The sequence below is a fragment of the Streptomyces sp. NA04227 genome, assembly GCF_013364195.1.
In the GTDB taxonomy this organism is placed as follows: Bacteria; Actinomycetota; Actinomycetes; order Streptomycetales; family Streptomycetaceae; genus Streptomyces.
In genome coordinates, this window is record NZ_CP054918.1 from 4,789,039 (window position 1) to 4,805,384 (window position 16,346).

Sequence of the window (16,346 nt, forward strand, 5' to 3'; positions counted from 1 at the left end):
GTCAACTCTCCCTGTTCGCAGGGGAGTTGACGCCGTTTCCGGTCAAGTTTCCCGGTTGTTCGCCGAGTTGGTGGCGCCGAGCGCTCGGCTCGCTCAGGCCCCGAGCAGCTTGCGCACCCGGTCCTGGCCGACCGCGAGCAGCAGCGTGGGCAGCCGCGGTCCGGTGTCCCGGCCCACCAGGAGCTGGTAGAGCAGGGCGAAGAACGCCCGCTGGGCGACCTTGAGTTCGGGCGTCGGCTTGGCCTCGGCCTCCAGGCCCGCCATCAGCTTGGGCACGCCGTAGACGAGCGTGGTCAGACCGTCCAGGGACCAGTGCGTGTCCAGACCGTCGACGAGCATCCGCAAGCTGGCGCGGTCCTGCTCGCCGAGCGTGGACAGCAGCTCGCCGTTGGGCGCGGCACGCACCACGGTGCGCTGGTCGGCAGGGACGTGGGTGTTGATCCACGCCTCGGCCCGGTCCAGGCGCGGGCGCACCTCGGCCAGCTCGGTGAGCGGGTGCTCCGGGTCCAGCTCGCCGAGGATGCGCAGCGTCTGGTCCTCGGCCCCGGCGGTGATGTCGGCGACCGAGGCGAGGGTGCGGTACGGCAGCGGGCGCGGAGTGCGCGGCAGCTCACCGGCCGCGGTGCCGACGGCACGGCTGTACGCGGCGGCGTCGGCGGGCAGCGCGCTGTCGTCCTCGACCTTCGCGGAGAGCTTGTCCCACTCGTCGTAGAGCCGCTGGATCTCCTGGTCGAAGGCGATCTTGAAGGACTGGTTGGGCTTGCGGCGCGCGTACAGCCAGCGCAGCAGCTGCGGCTCCATGATCCGCAGCGCGTCGCCGGGCGTGGGCACGCCGCCCTTGGACGAGGACATCTTCGCCATGCCGCTGATGCCGACGAAGGCGTACATCGGGCCGATCGGCTGCTTGCCGTCGAAGATCCGCACGATCTGCCCGCCGACCTGGAACGAGGAGCCCGGCGAGGAGTGGTCGACGCCGGACGGCTCGAAGATCACGCCCTCGAACGCCCAGCGCATCGGCCAGTCGACCTTCCACACCAGCTTGCCGCGGTTGAACTCGCTCAGCCGGACCGTCTCGCCGAAGCCGCAGCCCTCGGTGGTGCAGGTGTAGGTCAGCTCGGTGGACTCGTCGTCGTAGGCGGTGACGGTGGTGAAGTCCTTGCCGCAGCGCGCGCAGTAGGGCTTGTAGGGGAAGTAGCCGCCCGCGCCGGTGCTGCCGTCGTCCTCACCGGCCGCCCCGGAACCCTCCGCGGCCTCCAGCTCGGCCTCGTCGACCGGCTTCTGCGACTTCTTCTGCGGCTGCTTCTTGGTCCGGTACTGGGCCAGGATCGCGTCGATGTCGCCGCGGTGCCGCATCGCGTGCAGGACCTGCTCGCGGTAGACGCCCGAGGTGTACTGGGCGGTCTGGCTGATCCCGTCGAACTCCACGCCGAGCGCGTCCAGCGCCTCGGTCATGGCCGCCTTGAAGTGCTCGGCCCAGTTCGGGTACGCCGAGCCCTCGGGCGCGGGCACCGAGGTCAGCGGCTTGCCGATGTGCTCGGCCCAGGACTCGTCGACACCGGGCACCCCGGCCGGGACCTTGCGGTAACGGTCGTAGTCGTCCCAGGAGATGAGGTGGCGCACCTCGTGCCCGCGCCGCCGGACCTCGTCGGCGACCAGGTGCGGGGTCATCACCTCGCGCAGGTTGCCGAGGTGGATCGGGCCGGAGGGGGAGAGCCCGGAGGCGACGACGACCGGTTTGCCCTGGGCACGGCTTTCGGATTCGGCGATGACCTCATCGGCGAAACGGGAGACCCAGTCGGCGGTCTCGTTGCTCTGCGCCACGATCGGTACGTCTCTTTCTTCCGGTGAACTTCAGGCGGACGTGCGGACGGCCCGCGAGCCCGGGGCCGGTGATCCGCCGGGAACGGATCGGGTGGTGGACCAGGTACTGGACCGGGTGAGGGACCAGGTGGTGCGCCCGCCCCGCCGTACGTCCGCCGCGCTCGGCGGGACGGCGCGGGAGGCCGACGCCACCATTGTCCCAGCTGGCCCGCCGAGCGCGAAAATGGCTTTACCCCCCATGGAATACTGGCGAGGTCTGTCTGACCACATCCTCCAGGAGAACGGCTCCCTTTCATGACCTCGGTCACGTCGCTCACGGCCTCCGTCAACCAGCGCCTCGCGGACGCGCTCTCGGCAGCCATGCCGGACGCCGCCTCCGCGGACCCGCTGCTGCGACGCAGTGACCGTGCCGACTTCCAGGCGAACGGGATCCTCGCCCTCGCGAAGAAGGCGAAGGCCAACCCGCGGGAGGTCGCCGAGCGGGTCGTGGGCGGTATCGACAACGGCGCGGTGATCAAGGATGTCGAGGTCTCCGGACCCGGCTTCCTCAACATCACCGTCACCGACCGGGCCATCACCGAGAACCTCGCCGCGCGGCTCGCCGACACCGAGCAGCGGCTCGGCGTGCCCCACAACCCCGGCGCGGGCACCACGGTGGTCGACTACGCCCAGCCGAACGTCGCCAAGGAGATGCACGTCGGCCACCTGCGCTCCGCGGTGATCGGCGACTCGGTCGCGCAGATCCTGCGGTTCACCGGTGAGACCGTCGTGGCGCGGCACCACATCGGCGACTGGGGCACCCAGTTCGGCATGCTCATCCAGTACCTGATCGAGCACCCGCACGAGCTGGACCACAAGGAAGCCGACTCCGCGGCCGCCTCCGGTGAGGAGGCGATGTCCAACCTCAACCGGCTCTACAAGGCCGCGCGTGTCGCCTTCGACTCCGACGAGGAGTTCAAGGGCCGGGCCCGGCGCAGGGTCGTCGCCCTCCAGGCCGGTGACACCGAGACCCTCGCCCGGTGGCAGAAGTTCGTCGACGAGTCGAAGGTCTACTTCTACTCGGTCTTCGACAAGCTCGACATGGTCATCGAGGACGCCGACGTGGTCGGCGAGTCCGGCTACAACGACATGCTCGACGAGACCTGCCGCCTCCTGGAGGAGTCCGGCGTCGCCGTGATCTCCGAGGGCGCGCTGTGCGTCTTCTTCGACGACGTCAAGGGCCCCGACGGCAACCCGGTCCCGCTGATCGTGCGCAAGTCCGACGGCGGGTACGGCTACGCGGCCACCGACCTCTCCGCGATCCGCAACCGGGTCTTCGACCTGAAGGCCTCCACGCTGCTCTACGTGGTCGACGCCCGCCAGTCCCTGCACTTCAAGATGGTCTTCGAGACCGCGCGGCGGGCAGGCTGGCTCAACGACGACGTCACCGCGTCCCAGCTCGCCTTCGGCACCGTGCTCGGCAAGGACGGCAAGCCGTTCAAGACCCGTGAGGGCGAGACGGTCCGGCTCGTCGACCTGCTCGACGAGGCCATCGACCGCGCCTCGGCGGTCGTACGGGAGAAGTCCCAGGACTCCCCGGAGCCGCTCACCGAGGAGGAGATCGCCGAGCGGGGCGCCCAGGTCGGCATCGGCGCGGTCAAGTACGCCGACCTGTCCACCTCCGCCAACCGGGACTACAAGTTCGACCTGGACCAGATGGTCTCGCTCAACGGTGACACCAGCGTGTACCTCCAGTACGCGTACGCCCGGATCAAGTCGATCCTGCGCAGGGCGGGCGATGCCACCCTCGCCGCCCACCCGGAGCTCGAACTCGCCCCCGCCGAGCGGGCGTTGGGCCTGCACCTGGACGGTTTCGCGGAAACCCTCGCGGAAGCGGCCGCCGACCACGCCCCGCACAAGCTGACCGCGTACCTGTACCAACTCGCCTCGTACTACACGGCGTTCTACGACAAGTGCCCGGTCCTCAAGGCCGAAACCCCCGCCCAGGTCGAGAACCGCCTCTTCCTGTGCGAGATCACGGCGCGCACGTTGCATCAGGGGATGGCGCTGCTGGGGATCAGGACGCCTGAGCGGCTCTGAGGCTCCGGGCGGAAGCCTGCGGAACGCGTAAATGGCGCCCCCTTACGCTGAGTTGGCGTAGGGGGGCGCCTTGGTGCTGGACCGTTGGTCGTCGTGGACGGGGCCGGGCCGGTCCGGGGTCGGCAACGGGGTGCGTCAGCTCAGCGGCCGGTGTGCCCTGACCAACTGGTCAGGGAGCGAGACACTCCGTCGGCAACTCGGGGCCGGCGACGTCCGTCACCTCAGTCACTGAGCCAGTCGCGCACCCGACGAGCGAGGCGGGGTCCGGGTCGGCGCTGGCCGGTGCGGCCAGAATCCCGAGGAACGCGAGGGCCCCGAAGGCCACGGCTGCGGTGCGGTACATGCTTTCCCTGCTCTCTTTCGACGTCGGGCTTGCCGTCGAAGAAGAACGCACCCGTCTTCCCGGCGAGAAGCCAGACACTCGCTGACCACCCGAACGGGTGCCGAAGGATCGATCCGGCTGTCGGGTCCCGCCGGTCCGTGGACGCGTACGTCCGATGCGTACGTCCTCCGCCCCGTACCCGCTCGCTTCGGGTACGGGGCGGTGTGTTTGGGGCTGGGCTCTGCGGCGACTCCGGCTTCTGCTCCGCTACTTCGGCTTCCAGAGGGTGAGTTCGGCCGTGTAGCCCGGGACCAGGGTGTTGCCGTTGTCCTTGTCCACGTACTGCTGGACGTTGGTGATCTTCAGCATGGCGAGGTGTTCACCGCTGGTCATGCCGCACAGCAGGTCGCCCTTCTTGAGCAGGGCACCGCCGTCGATCAGATTCGTGGCCTCCAGGGTGCGGGCGAGCGCGTGCTCGGTGATGCCCTGCTCGCACTGGTGCGCAGTGGGGCCTTCGCTCTTGCCGAACTCCCGGTAGTAGAACCGCAGTTTCTCGCCCTTGGGCGGGGCCTGCAGTTCCGGGATCGAGGTGTCGCTGTCCGTCACCGGCAGGTGCTCGTCCAGGTCCACGAACGAGCCGAGGATCTTGCGCTTCGGGTCCATGCCGAAGGTGACCGTCTGCCCCTTGACCACCACCGTGTACTGCCCCGCCGAGGCCGACGGACTCGCGTCCCCGCCCGCCTTGCCGCCGCCCTCGTCCCCGGTCTGCGCGAGCAGGAAACCGCCGCCCCCGAGCAGTACCACCGCCCCCACCACAGCGGCGATCACCGGTCCCTTCGGGCGCCCTGCCGGGGCCCGCCTCGCCGCGGCCGCCGGGGGCCAGGCCCGGGGCGGGTGCGGGGACTGGGGCGGGTACGCGGCCTGGGTGGGTGCGTACGCGTGGGGGCCGGACTGCTGCGGGGTGGGTACGGGGGCGGGGTGCGCCTGCGGGGGTGCGGCCTGGGTGGGGACGTACGTCGCCTGGGGAGGCTGGGCCGCGGAGGGCTTGCTCAGGGTGAAGGGTGCCGAGGCGGCGGGGGCGCCGTCGCCGGGTGCCACGGGCTGCTGGGCGGCCTGCTCGCGGCGGGCGATCTCCTGGGTGACGGGCGCCGGCAGCCAGCCGTCGAATTCCCGCAGGTCGCGCCCCGCGGCCTGGGCACACCAGTCGGCGAGAGCCCCCGGTGCGGGCCGCTGCGCGGGGTCGGCGGCCAGGCAGCTCTCCAGGAGCGGGCGCAGTGGGTCCGGGTAGCCGCTCAGGTCCGGCGGCCGGTGCTCGGTGTTGGCGATGGTCGCGGCGATGGAGAGTCCGGAGCCGTCCCCGTAGGGGTGCCGTCCGGTGGCGACCATGGCCGCGATGAGACCGAGGGCGAAGATGTCGGTGGCCGGGGTGACCTTCTGTCCCAGAGCGTGCTCGGGGGACATGAACTGCGGGGTGCCGATGAACCCGCCGGTCTGCGTCAGCTGCGCGGTGTCCGTGGCCCGGGCGATCCCGAAGTCGATGACCCACGGTCCCCGTGAACTCAGCAGAATATTGCTGGGCTTGAGATCCCGGTGGATGACGGACGCCGCGTGCACGCTCCCCAGCGCATGCGCCACACAGCCGATCAGCTGAAGGGCGGCGGGCATCGGCAGCGGTCCGTGGGCGGTCAGCGCCTCGTCCAGCGGCAGTCCGGCCACGTAAGCACTGGCGATCCACGGCTGCTCGCCGCTCATGTCGTGGTCCACCACCGGCACGATGTGGTAGCCCGACACCCGCCGCGCCGCCTGCACCTCCGCCTCGAAGCGCGCCCGGAAATCCGGGTTCTGCGCGAACTCCCTGCGGATCAGCTTCAACGCCACCGGCTGCCCGCCCCGCGTCCGCGAGAAGTACACGGCACCCATGCCGCCCTCACCGATCTTCGCGGAGAGCAGGTACCCGGAGATCTCCCGAGGGTCCTCGGGGCCAAGTGGCCTGAGAACTTCCGGCAGTTGGGCCTGCGGCATGGTGAATCCCCCTGTGAGTCACGTCGATCGCGTGCGCAGCGTAGCGGCCGGTCCGGCGGCACGCCCCGTGCCCAGGTGCCGGGCCGTGGGGCCGACCGCTGATCGTGAAGGAGGACGAGCCGGGTGGCGGTCCGGTTGCGATGGGGGCGGGCTGGACGGCACCGGTTCGGGCAGGGGCCCGCGGAGGCCAATGCAGTTGGAGGCCCCTGGACACGGCGCAAGCGGGAAAGCCGCACTCCGGAAGATCCGGAGGCGGCTTTCGTGCGTCGGGAGCGGTCGGTCGTACGTTCAGGCGTGCGTTCAGGCGTGCGTTCAGCCGGACTCTCAGGCGTACGTGGGGAGGTGGCCGGTGGTGATCTTCACTCCAAGGCCGGGAATCTCGGCGTCCTCTCCGTAGGAACCGTGCCGACGGCCTTGGTACTCGCCCGCGCGCGGAATCGTGTACAGGGTCCAGCTCCCGTCCCGCGGATCGATCAGCAGGTACGCGGGCACGCCCGCGTCCGCATACCAACCGACCATGTCGCGGGTGTCCTTGGTGCTGTTGCCCTTGGAGACCACCTCGACGGTGAGCTCGACGTCCCCGGGGTCGGCCAGCCAGTCGTCCGATTCGCCGAAGCCCCGGTCGCACACGAGCAGGTCCGGGGTCGCGTAGTCGTCGGGCTCACCCGGCATCGGCATGGAGGCGACCTGGTACGGGCGAAGGTGCGAGGGCAGGGCCGGGCGCAGCTGGTCGTAAAGGTCGTTGATGATCCCGGCGTGCTTTCCGCGCAGGGCCGGAGACATCATCAGGACTCCCCGGATGATCTCGGCCCTGAGGCCACTGGCTGCTTCCGCGGCTTCGGCGGCCCTGCGCATCCGCGTCATTCCGTGCTCTGGGCTGGTGAGAGTCACCTCGTCCTCCCTTCGGTCCCGGGCCGAATCTATCGGGGCGGTTCTGTCCACAGGCCGTCCACGACGATCTGCCACGCTTCCCTCATGTCTGTCCTGCGCTCCGTCCTCCTCTTCGTCCTCGCCGCGCTCCTCGAGATCGGCGGCGCCTGGCTGGTGTGGCAGGGAGTTCGGGAGAGTCGTGGTTGGGCCTGGGTGGGGGCCGGGGTGGTGGCGCTCGGGCTGTACGGATTCGTTGCCACGCTTCAGCCCGACGCCGAGTTCGGCCGCATCCTCGCCGCGTACGGCGGCGTCTTCGTGGCGGGCTCGCTGGCCTGGGGCATGGTGGCCGACGGGTACCGGCCGGATCGGTGGGACGTTGTCGGGGCGCTGGTCTGCCTCGCCGGGATGGCGGTGATCATGTACGCGCCCCGGGGTGGGCGTTGAGGGCGGTCCGTGTCGACGGGCGTTGGTCGCGCAGGACTTTGCGGTTTCCTACTCGTTTGACGCAATCGGTTCCATGTCTGAGACGACGTACAGCATCGGTGAGGGGCCGGCGACCCGAGTCAGCCTGTCTCTGCCGGAGGGGACTGCGGAGGCGGTCCGGGTCCGGGTCGGAAAGCGGGAGTTCTCCGCGTTCATCGCCGCGGCCGTCGAGCGGGAGCTGAGGGGGCAGATTCTGGACGAGTATCTGGCCGACTACGAGACCCGCGAAGGACCCGTGTCCGAGGGGGCGCAACAGCGGGCGCGGCAGGTGTTCGACGAGGTGTTCGCCGAGGAAGACCAGTGGCCCGCCGCAAGCTGACTCACGAGGGAACGCTGGTTCTGGACAGCGAGGGTCTCTCCAAGCTGCTTGCTGATGACGAGACCGCGGTGGCCCTTGTCGCGGAGGCGCGCTCGCGCGGTATGGAGGTGGTGATCTGTGCGCTCACCTCATCGAGGCCGTGCACGCCCGCACCAACAGAGCACGGCTGAGCCGGCTGCTGTCCGGCCTGCGGGTGATCCCGGTGGGGGATGAGGAGGCGAAGGCGGCCTCGGCGCTGCTGATGGCGGCCGGGCTGCATGGCCACAAGTACGCCATCGACGCTGCCGTGGCTGAGGGGGCCCTGCGGCAGCAGCGTCCCGTGGCCATGCTGACGTCCGGCATCGACGACATGGCCAAGCTCTGTGGCGACCGGGTCCGGCTCGTGGCTGTGTGAGCTGAGCCGAGACTTTCCGGGTGGCCGTCGAGCCGTCCGTCCCGCGGACCCTCGGCTCGTGCTGGTGAGGCCGGTGAGGCCGGTGAGGCCGGTGAGGCCGGTGCGGCGGTGTGAGACCGCCCGCACCGACTCCCCACCCGGAGCCGGGTCGCCGCGGCGACCTATCCTGAACGTCGAGCCGGGCCCGTACGACAGTCCGAAGTCCGTACGACAGACAGGCCCGCCGCACGGACGAGGAGCACCGTATGACTCTCGCGCAGGACTCCGCCGCACGTACCGCCGTGGTGACCGGGGCGAGCAGCGGGATCGGTGCCGCGACCGCGCGGCAGCTCGCCGCCGCCGGGTTCCGGGTGGTGCTCACCGCCCGCCGCAAGGACCGGATCGAGGCGCTCGCAGCCGAGCTGACCGCCGCCGGGCACCAGGCCCTCGCGTACCCGCTCGACGTCACCGACCGCGCGGCCGTAGAGACCTTCGCGAGCACCCTCGGCGCCTGCCACGTCCTGGTCAACAACGCGGGCGGTGCCCTCGGCGCGGACCCGGTGGCCTCCGGTGACCCCGCGCAGTGGCTGCGGATGTACGAGACGAACGTGCTCGGCACCCTGCACGTCACCCAGTGCCTGCTCCCCGCCCTGACCGCGAGCGGCGACGGCACCGTCGTCGTGCTCACCTCCACCGCCGGGCACGCCACGTACGAGGGCGGCGCGGGTTATGCCGCCGCCAAGCACGCCGAGCACGTACTCGCCGAGACGCTCCGCCTGGAGATCGTCGGGCAGCCGGTCCGGGTCATCGAGGTCGCGCCGGGCATGGTGAAGACCGAGGAGTTCTCGCTGACCCGCTTCGGCGGCGACGAGGCCAAGGCCGACAAGGTCTACGCGGGCGTCGCCGAGCCGCTGACCGCCGAGGACGTCGCCGAGACGATCACCTGGGCTGTCGCCCGCCCCTCCCACGTGAACATCGACCTGCTCGTCCTGCGCCCGCGCGCCCAGGCTTCCAACACCAAGGTGCACCGGGAGTTGTGAGCACGAGCGAGCGAGTGGACGCGGCGAGCGGGGCCGCGGGGCCGGTGCCCGGTACGGGCGACGGCGACCCGGTCGAGCGGACCGGCCGGCGGGACGAACTGCGGCGCGCGAACGAGAAGCGCAACGAGCGGTACGTGTGGTGGTACCTGGCGTACTTCCTGTTCGGCATCCACCTCGTCGCGTTCGTGATGATCTTCGCTGTGATGCACGGCAAGTGAGGGCAGGCAGGCGCCGGTAAGGGCAAGCAGGGGGTGCCGGGGGAGCGGGTTGGCCGGGCTCGGCAGCCTGACGGCGGAGGCGGCCCGGCAGCCAGGGACGGGGCCGGACGCCGGGGAAGCGGCCGGACACCCCGGGGAAGCGGCGCGGTGTCGCGGTGTCGCGTTTGTTCAAGGCTTCCGGTGCGTCGGCTCGTACCGTCGGGGCATGACTTCCGAGCGGCCCGAGCCGTCCCGTATGCCCTCCTTCAGTGCCCCGAGGCGTGGTCTCTCCGACCTGCTCGCGGCCTCCGCCGGTCAGGCCGTGCCCGTCGTGCGCGGGATCGCCGACGCGGACCTCGGGGCGGCCACGCCCTGCCCCGACTACGACGTGCGCGCCCTGGTCAACCACCTGCTGCACGTGGTGGTGCAGTTCCAGCTCCTCGCCCGTAAGGAGGACTCGGACTTCTCCGCCACACCCGACTACCTCGCCGAGGACCCGGAGTGGCGGGCCCGGTTCGGCAGGGAGTGCGAGGGGCTCGTGGCCGCGTGGTCGGTGCCCGGCGCCGAGGAGGGGACCACGGGTTCGCTGGCGATGCCCGCCCGTACGGTCGGCTGTATGGCGCTGCTCGATCTGTCCGTGCACGGCTGGGATCTCGCCCGCGCCACCGACCAGCGCTACGTTCCGGATCCGGGCGGTCTCGGAGTGGTACGGGAGCTGCGCGCCGCGGTGGCCGACTTCGGGCCGACCGCACGCAGCATGGGCGCCTTCGGACCGGCCGTCTCCGCCCCCGCCAACGCCACCGAGTGGGACGAGCTGCTCGCCGAGACCGGCCGTGACCCGCACTGGAGCCGGACGGGGCGCCGCTGAGGCAGGCTGAGAGGAGGAGAAGAGGACCATGCGGGAGGGGCTGGAATAGGCGGGGGAGCGGCTCGGTTCCAGGGGTATAGTTGAATCGTAAACAACCTGGAGGGTGAGCCGTATGCAGTTCGGGATCTTCACCGTCGGTGACGTCACGCAGGATCCGGCCACCGGGCGCACCGTGAGCGAGCACGAGCGCATCAAGTCCATGGTGGCGATCGCCCAGAAGGCCGAGGAGGTCGGGCTCGACGTCTTCGCGACCGGCGAGCACCACAACCCGCCCTTCGTCCCCTCCTCGCCCACCACCATGCTCGGCTGGATCGCGGCCCGGACCGAGAACCTCATCCTGTCCACCTCCACGACGCTGATCACCACGAACGACCCGGTGAAGATCGCCGAGGACTTCGCGATGCTCCAGCACCTCGCGGACGGCCGGGTGGACGTCATGCTGGGCCGCGGCAACACCGGCCCGGTCTACCCCTGGTTCGGCAAGGACATCCGCGACGGCATCCAGCTCGCCGTCGAGAACTACGCGCTCCTGCACCAGCTGTGGAGGGAGGACGTCGTCACCTGGCAGGGCAAGTTCCGTACGCCGCTCCAGTCGTTCACCTCGACACCGCGCCCGCTCGACGGCGTACCCCCGTTCGTCTGGCACGGCTCCATCCGCTCCCCGGAGATCGCCGAACAGGCCGCCTACTACGGTGACGGCTTCTTCCACAACAACATCTTCTGGCCCAAGGAACACACCGCCCAGATGGTCCGCCTCTACCGGGAGCGCTACGCCCACTACGGCCACGGCACCCCCGAGCAGGCCATCGTCGGCCTCGGCGGCCAGGTCTTCATGCGGCGCAACTCCCAGGAAGCGGTACGGGAGTTCCGGCCCTACTTCGACCGCGCGCCCGTGTACGGCGGTGGCCCCTCCCTGGAGGACTTCTCCGCGCAGACGCCGCTGACCGTCGGCTCGCCGCAGCAGGTCATCGAGAAGACGCTGTCCTTCCGCGACTACGCGGGCGACTACCAGCGCCAGCTCTTCCTCGTGGACCACGCGGGCCTGCCCCTGAAGACCGTCCTGGAACAGCTCGACCTGCTCGGCGAGGAGGTCGTCCCGGTCCTGCGCAAGGAGTTCGCCAAGGACCGCCCCGCCGACGTCCCCGAGGCACCGACGCACGCCGCACTGCTCGACGAGGCCCACCGCAAGCAGGCCACGGCGGGCGCGGCCACGGCCACTGGATCCGACGACAAGCCGACCGGCAGCGAGGGAGTGAGCAGCGCATGACGACCCCCACCCATGGCGGCATCGCCGCGACCCGGATCGTCGTGGTGTCCGCGGGCCTTGGTTCCCCCTCGTCCACGCGGCTGCTCGGTGACCGGCTGGCCGGTGCGGTCGTGGAGCACGGCCAACGGGCAGCAGGGCGGGGCGAGTTCACTGTTGAGGTGATCGAACTGCGTGACCTCGCCGTGGAGATCGCCCACAACCTGCTCACCGGTTTCCCGGGGCCCAAGCTCGCCGCAGCCGTCGAGTCGGTGACGGGAGCGGACGGTCTGATCGCCGTGACCCCTGTGTTCTCCGCCTCCTACAGCGGGCTGTTCAAGTCCTTCTTCGACGTCCTCGACCCGGAGTCCCTCACCGGAAAGCCGGTCCTGATCGCGGCGACCGGCGGGACACCTCGCCACTCCCTGGTACTGGAGCACGCGATGCGCCCGCTCTTCGCACACCTGCGCACCGTCGTCGCGCCCACCGCCGTCTACGCGGCCTCGCAGGACTGGGGCGCCGACGGCCTGGAGGAACGCATCGACCGCGCGGGCCGCGAACTCGCCTCCCTGACCGCGCTGTCGGGGGCCGAGCCCGGACAGCGTGAGCGAGGGGCGGCAGCGGCGACGGGGGTCGTAGCGACGGAAGCCGGAGCACCGTCAGACGGTGCGCGGCCGAGTGGCGCGGCACCCGACGGGGACGTACCCGACATACCCGAGCCGGTGCCTCCGGCGCCGGGACCGGAACAGGCCTTCTTGGGCGAGGTCGTTCCCTTCGCGGAGCAACTGGCCGCATTGCGGGCCGGTTGAGGGACGGCGAAGAGAAAGAGGAAGAGGAAGGGGGAGAGGTGGGCGCTCCCCCGGGGCGTCCACTTCTCGGCTTCCCGACTGTGTCAGGTCAGCACCCCCCGCAGTTGTAATACAGCACGTCCCAGTGGTTGCTCTCCCGGGCGTAGAGGTTGCCCGAGCCGGACTTGTACATCTTGGCGCCGTCGGGGCGGTCGGCGATGGCGGTCGCGGCGGTGGCCGACCGGGAGGATGTCTCCCGGCTCCCGTGGTCGGCTGCCGAGGCGACGGCTGGGGCGACGGCAGGGGCGGCGAGCAGCCCGAGGGCCAGCAAGCCGGTGGACGCCACTGCGGCGTAGGACGTGCGCTTCACGATGTGCTCTCCCCGTTCGAGCGAATGCGGTTCCGTATCCCTGACCGGCTGATCCGGTAATCGAGACCGGCCGATCCGGCAATCGAGACCGGCTGATCCCGTCTCCGGAACCGGCTGATCCCGCCTCCGAGACCGCCGGTCCCGTCATCGGAACCGGTCGGTCCCGACACCCAGAAATCTAGGTGCGCAGTCAGGAGTGCCGCTTCGGCTCAGGGGTGGAACTTTTCTCTCTGCCCACGGGTGGAGCTTGCTCGGCCCACGGGTGCAGCAGTGCCCCGGCCTCCACCGCAGGGTGGAGGCCGGGGCACTGAGCCGGGGCGCGAATCGCCCGCCGGACGGGGCACTCACCCACTCACTGTTCGTCCCGCAGCGTTACTTCTGCCGCGTCGCTTCCGCGGTACTACTTACCGATGCGCCGCCACTGCTGCCCCTGCCCCCAGTTGGGCGTCTGCTGCTCCAGCGTCGCTCCGTTGTTCGTGGCGTCCCCCGTGACACCGAGCGCCTTACCGCTGCGGGCACAGGTGATCGTCACGTAGCCGTCGCCCGCGTCGGCGATGCGCCACTGCTGGTTGGAGGTGTGCTTCGGGGCCCACTGGACGATCTTCGCGCCCTCGGCGCTGTCGCCGCCGCTCACGTCCCAGACGAGCTGGGTGCCGCCGTGGGTGGTCCAGATCTCGTACAGTCCCTCGCCCACCGGGATGAAGCGGAAGCGCTGGTTGACGGCGGAGCTGGGCGTGTACTGGATGAGTCCGGTGCCCTGAGCGGTCGAGGCGTTGGGCACGTCGATCGCCCGGCCCGACTTGCGGTTGAGGAGTTGGAACACGGTGTGCTGCGCGGGAGGTTCGAGGGTCGCCGAGCCGGAGGCGGGGAGGGTGACCTGCTGGCTCCAGTCGCCGTGGACGACGGTCGTCTTGGCACCCGCACGGCCGCGCAGCACGGCGCGGGTGATCCGGCCGTCCTGCCAGGCGAGGTCCAGGGTGAAGCCGCCGCGCAGGCCGAGGCCGGTGACCGAGCCCGACTTGGCCCAGGCGCCCGGCAGAGCGGGCAGCAACTCGACGCGGCCGGGGCGGGATTGGGCGAGCATCTCCAACATGGCTGCGGACGTGCCGTAGTTGGCGTCGATCTGGAAGGTGGAGCGGTTGCCGAAGCTGTACATGTCGAAGAGGTTGGGGGCGCTTCCGTTGCTGAAGTTCACGGACGGCTTCAGCACGTTGAGGACGAGACGGTAGGCCCGGTCCGCGTGCTTCAGGTGGGCCCAGCACAGGGCCCGCCACGCGGTGGCCCAGCCGAAACTGTCCATGCCGCGCGCTTCGAGGAGCCGGGTGGCGCCGGCGATGAGCGTGGCGGGGGAGTCCTGGAGGTTGACGCGGTCGCCGGGGAACAGGCCCATGTGCGCGGAGAGATGGCGGTGGGTGGTCTCGCCGAGGTTGTCGTCGCTCATCCACTCCTCCAGCCAGCCGCTCTTCGCGCTGACCTCGGGCAGGTAGAGCTTCTTCTGCAACCCGGTCACGGTGGTGGCGTACGCGGCGTCCTTGCCCAGAATCCCGGCCGCCGTACGGTAGTTCTGGAAGAGCTGCCAGACGAGCTCCTGTGCGTAGGTGATGCCCCGCGCGTCCTGCGGACCGTGCTCGGGGGACCAGTCGTGGTCGTCGACGAGAACCTCGCGGGTGGCGCCCGAGGCGTCGGTCACCGTCTTGGTGAGCAGCCGCGACTGCCAGAACTCGCAGGCACCCTTCAGGAGCGGGTAGATGCGGTCCAGGTGCGCCTTGTCCTGGCTGAACTCGTAGTGCTCGTAGAGGGAGTTGGCGAGCCAGGCGTTGCCCGCCGGGTGCCACCACCAGCCGTTGCCGCCCCAGATGTTGGTGGAGATGGCCAGTGTCCAGCCCGCCACCTTGCCCGAGGTGTTGCGGAAGCGGTTGCGGCTGTCCTGGAAGAGGTCCCGGGTGGTGGCGGTCCAGCCGGGCAGCTGAGCGAGGCAGTAGTCCGTGAACGAGTCGAAGCACTCCGGCAGGCCCGCGCGGTCGGGCAGCCAGTAGTTCATCTGGACATTGATGTCGGTGTGGTAATCCGCCATCCAGTCCGGGGAGTTGGAGTCCACCCACAGGCCCTGGAGGTTGGTGGGCAGGCTGTCGCGCGAGCCACAGATGGTCAGATAGCGGCCGAAGAGGAGGTACGAGGCCTCCAGTTCCGGGTCGGGGGAGGCGTCGGCGGCGGCGCGGGCGGTGAGCCGGGCCGGGGTGTCCAGGGCGCGCTGCGCGGCGCTGGACTCACCGAGGTCCAGCGTCATGCGCTGCTCGAGGCGCTGGTAGTCGGCGACATGGGTGCCGACGAGACGCTCACCGGAACTCCCGGCCGCGCGGGCCGCCTTGGTACGGGCGACGGTCAGTGGTACGAGCGCCGGGTCCTTGTACTCGGTGGAGTGGTCGGCCTTGTAGTTGGTGCCGCCGGAGAGGATCAGGACGACCTCGGAACACTTGCTGAAGGTGACCTTCGCGCCGGACGCGGACACCTTGCCACCCTTGCCCACGGCCTTCAACAGGGTCGCGTACTTCAGGGAGTTGGGCAGCGCGGCCGCGAACGAGACCTCGGCGGCCCCGGCGTCGGAGGTCACCTGCTCGCTCCTGGTGCCGGACAGCGTCAGCGACCCCGTGTACGTACCGCCGCCGCTCTGCGAGAGCCGCACGACGATCACGTCGTCCGGGTGGCTGGAGAACACCTCACGCCGGTACGTCGCCCCGCCCTTCTTGTACGACGCCGTCACCAGGCCGTTGCTCAGGTCGAGGGTGCGGCGGTAGTCGGAGATCCCCGAGAGGGCGTGGTCGGGTATCTCCAGATGGGCCTTGGCCAGCATGCCGAAGGTGCCGAAGTCCTCAGTTCCGTAAGGGAATTGGCCGTCCGACTGGAGCTTGGCGTTGGCGTGCCCGGTCCACAGCGTCGCATCGGTGAGGATCAGTGCGTCGCGGGCCGGATCGCCGGAGGACAGGGCGCCGAGTCGTCCGTTGCCGATCGGGAGGCCCTCCTCCAGGATCCGGTCCTCCTTGGCCGGCGCGCGGTACCAGAGTGTCGCCGCCTCGCCTTCCGGTACGAGCTCCGCCGGTGCGGGCCGCGCCGCCGCCGCGGCGGTGAACTCCGGCAGCGAGGCGAGCGCGAGAAGGGAGCCGACCGCGGCACCGGCGCGCAGTACGCCGCGCCGGGAGAGGCCGCCGGTGCTGTCGTCGGCCGGGGGGAGCGCGGGGAGGTGGTGGTTCATGACGTGGGCGCCCTTCGGGTGCGGGAGGAGCGGGACGGTGGAGGCGGGGAGTGCCGCAGCGGAGCAAGCCGCGGGGGCGGGTGTGCGAGGTGGGAGGACGTACGGGGCCGGTGAGGCCGGTGCGACCGGGGATTGGCATGTAGTGCAGTCCACTCCTGCGCCTCTGTCAAGAGAAACATCACATGTATGTGGCTGGGGTGTGACGTGACTGATTCGAGAACTGCCACTCTGTGGGGGTGATTTCTCGTATCTGAGCTCTTTCTTCCGAATAGTCCCTGACTTATTCATCGGATCAATTTCG

General features: G+C 70.3%; 13 protein-coding genes and 1 pseudogene. 9 read left to right on the forward strand and 5 right to left on the reverse strand.

The genetic code is table 11. From position 1 onward, the window contains the following. Window positions 1-93 precede the first annotated feature (93 nt). On the reverse strand, window positions 94-1,821 hold the full coding sequence (lysS, locus tag HUT18_RS20460; RefSeq protein ID WP_176102047.1) for a lysine--tRNA ligase: 1,728 nt from the start codon (window positions 1,819-1,821) through the stop codon (window positions 94-96). A 294-nt stretch (window positions 1,822-2,115) separates the two neighbouring features. On the opposite strand from lysS, the gene argS reads away from it, so the two are divergent. Next, entirely contained in the window at window positions 2,116-3,900 is a 1,785-nt protein-coding gene (gene argS, locus HUT18_RS20465; protein ID WP_176102048.1) for an arginine--tRNA ligase, read from the forward strand. A 589-nt stretch (window positions 3,901-4,489) separates the two neighbouring features. Here argS and HUT18_RS20470 read toward each other — a convergent pair. Further along, on the reverse strand, window positions 4,490-6,244 hold the full coding sequence (locus HUT18_RS20470) for a serine/threonine-protein kinase (RefSeq protein ID WP_176102049.1): 1,755 nt from the start codon (window positions 6,242-6,244) through the stop codon (window positions 4,490-4,492). 324 nt (window positions 6,245-6,568) lie between these two features. Beyond that, window positions 6,569-7,135 carry a Uma2 family endonuclease gene (locus HUT18_RS20475; RefSeq protein ID WP_254878724.1) on the reverse strand — a complete coding sequence of 189 codons (567 nt, stop codon included), beginning with the start codon at window positions 7,133-7,135 and terminating at the stop codon, window positions 6,569-6,571. Between the two features lie 84 nt (window positions 7,136-7,219). On the opposite strand from HUT18_RS20475, the gene HUT18_RS20480 reads away from it, so the two are divergent. The 8 genes and pseudogenes from HUT18_RS20480 to HUT18_RS20515 all read left to right on the forward strand — a co-directional run bounded on the left by HUT18_RS20480 (window position 7,220) and on the right by HUT18_RS20515 (window position 12,446). Then, window positions 7,220-7,558 (forward strand): YnfA family protein, encoded by a 339-nt coding sequence (locus HUT18_RS20480; protein ID WP_176102050.1) that lies wholly within the window; start codon window positions 7,220-7,222, stop codon window positions 7,556-7,558. A gap of 73 nt (window positions 7,559-7,631) precedes the next feature. Beyond that, on the forward strand, window positions 7,632-7,916 hold the full coding sequence (locus HUT18_RS20485) for a hypothetical protein (protein ID WP_176102051.1): 285 nt from the start codon (window positions 7,632-7,634) through the stop codon (window positions 7,914-7,916). After that, window positions 7,898-8,310 (forward strand): annotated as a pseudogene (locus tag HUT18_RS20490) (DNA-binding protein). The gene HUT18_RS20485 and the pseudogene HUT18_RS20490 overlap by 19 nt, the downstream one beginning before the upstream one ends. A gap of 245 nt (window positions 8,311-8,555) precedes the next feature. Continuing rightward, on the forward strand, window positions 8,556-9,329 hold the full coding sequence (locus tag HUT18_RS20495) for an SDR family NAD(P)-dependent oxidoreductase (RefSeq protein ID WP_176102052.1): 774 nt from the start codon (window positions 8,556-8,558) through the stop codon (window positions 9,327-9,329). Next, window positions 9,326-9,547 carry a hypothetical protein gene (locus HUT18_RS20500; RefSeq protein ID WP_176096585.1) on the forward strand — a complete coding sequence of 74 codons (222 nt, stop codon included), beginning with the start codon at window positions 9,326-9,328 and terminating at the stop codon, window positions 9,545-9,547. The genes HUT18_RS20495 and HUT18_RS20500 overlap by 4 nt, the downstream gene beginning before the upstream one ends. Window positions 9,548-9,752: 205 nt before the next feature. Then, window positions 9,753-10,394 carry a TIGR03086 family metal-binding protein gene (locus HUT18_RS20505; RefSeq protein WP_254878725.1) on the forward strand — a complete coding sequence of 214 codons (642 nt, stop codon included), beginning with the start codon at window positions 9,753-9,755 and terminating at the stop codon, window positions 10,392-10,394. Between the two features lie 112 nt (window positions 10,395-10,506). After that, window positions 10,507-11,661: an LLM class flavin-dependent oxidoreductase gene (locus tag HUT18_RS20510; protein WP_176102053.1), complete on the forward strand. Its 1,155-nt coding sequence runs from the start codon at window positions 10,507-10,509 to the stop codon at window positions 11,659-11,661. After that, window positions 11,658-12,446 (forward strand): FMN reductase, encoded by a 789-nt coding sequence (locus tag HUT18_RS20515; protein ID WP_176102054.1) that lies wholly within the window; start codon window positions 11,658-11,660, stop codon window positions 12,444-12,446. The genes HUT18_RS20510 and HUT18_RS20515 overlap by 4 nt, the downstream gene beginning before the upstream one ends. Window positions 12,447-12,534: 88 nt before the next feature. Here the strand turns inward: HUT18_RS20515 and HUT18_RS20520 are convergent, their stop codons facing one another. Then, window positions 12,535-12,795 carry a hypothetical protein gene (locus HUT18_RS20520; protein ID WP_176096587.1) on the reverse strand — a complete coding sequence of 87 codons (261 nt, stop codon included), beginning with the start codon at window positions 12,793-12,795 and terminating at the stop codon, window positions 12,535-12,537. 400 nt (window positions 12,796-13,195) lie between these two features. Beyond that, window positions 13,196-16,045, reverse strand: a complete 2,850-nt coding sequence (locus tag HUT18_RS20525; RefSeq protein WP_176102055.1) for a glycoside hydrolase N-terminal domain-containing protein — start codon at window positions 16,043-16,045, stop codon at window positions 13,196-13,198. Window positions 16,046-16,346: the final 301 nt, after the last annotated feature.

Excerpts from the sequence above, each read along its gene's own strand:
- argS (WP_176102048.1), top strand. The coding sequence starts at position 2,116 with ATGACCTCGGTCACGTCGCTCACGGCCTCCGTCAACCAGCGCCTCGCG.
- HUT18_RS20485 (WP_176102051.1), top strand. The coding sequence starts at position 7,632 with ATGTCTGAGACGACGTACAGCATCGGTGAGGGGCCGGCGACCCGAGTC.
- HUT18_RS20515 (WP_176102054.1), top strand. The coding sequence starts at position 11,658 with ATGACGACCCCCACCCATGGCGGCATCGCCGCGACCCGGATCGTCGTG.
- HUT18_RS20505 (WP_254878725.1), top strand. The coding sequence starts at position 9,753 with ATGACTTCCGAGCGGCCCGAGCCGTCCCGTATGCCCTCCTTCAGTGCC.
- HUT18_RS20480 (WP_176102050.1), top strand. The coding sequence starts at position 7,220 with ATGTCTGTCCTGCGCTCCGTCCTCCTCTTCGTCCTCGCCGCGCTCCTC.
- HUT18_RS20470 (WP_176102049.1), bottom strand. The coding sequence starts at position 6,244 with ATGCCGCAGGCCCAACTGCCGGAAGTTCTCAGGCCACTTGGCCCCGAG.
- HUT18_RS20525 (WP_176102055.1), bottom strand. The coding sequence starts at position 16,045 with ATGAACCACCACCTCCCCGCGCTCCCCCCGGCCGACGACAGCACCGGC.
- HUT18_RS20510 (WP_176102053.1), top strand. The coding sequence starts at position 10,507 with ATGCAGTTCGGGATCTTCACCGTCGGTGACGTCACGCAGGATCCGGCC.
- HUT18_RS20495 (WP_176102052.1), top strand. The coding sequence starts at position 8,556 with ATGACTCTCGCGCAGGACTCCGCCGCACGTACCGCCGTGGTGACCGGG.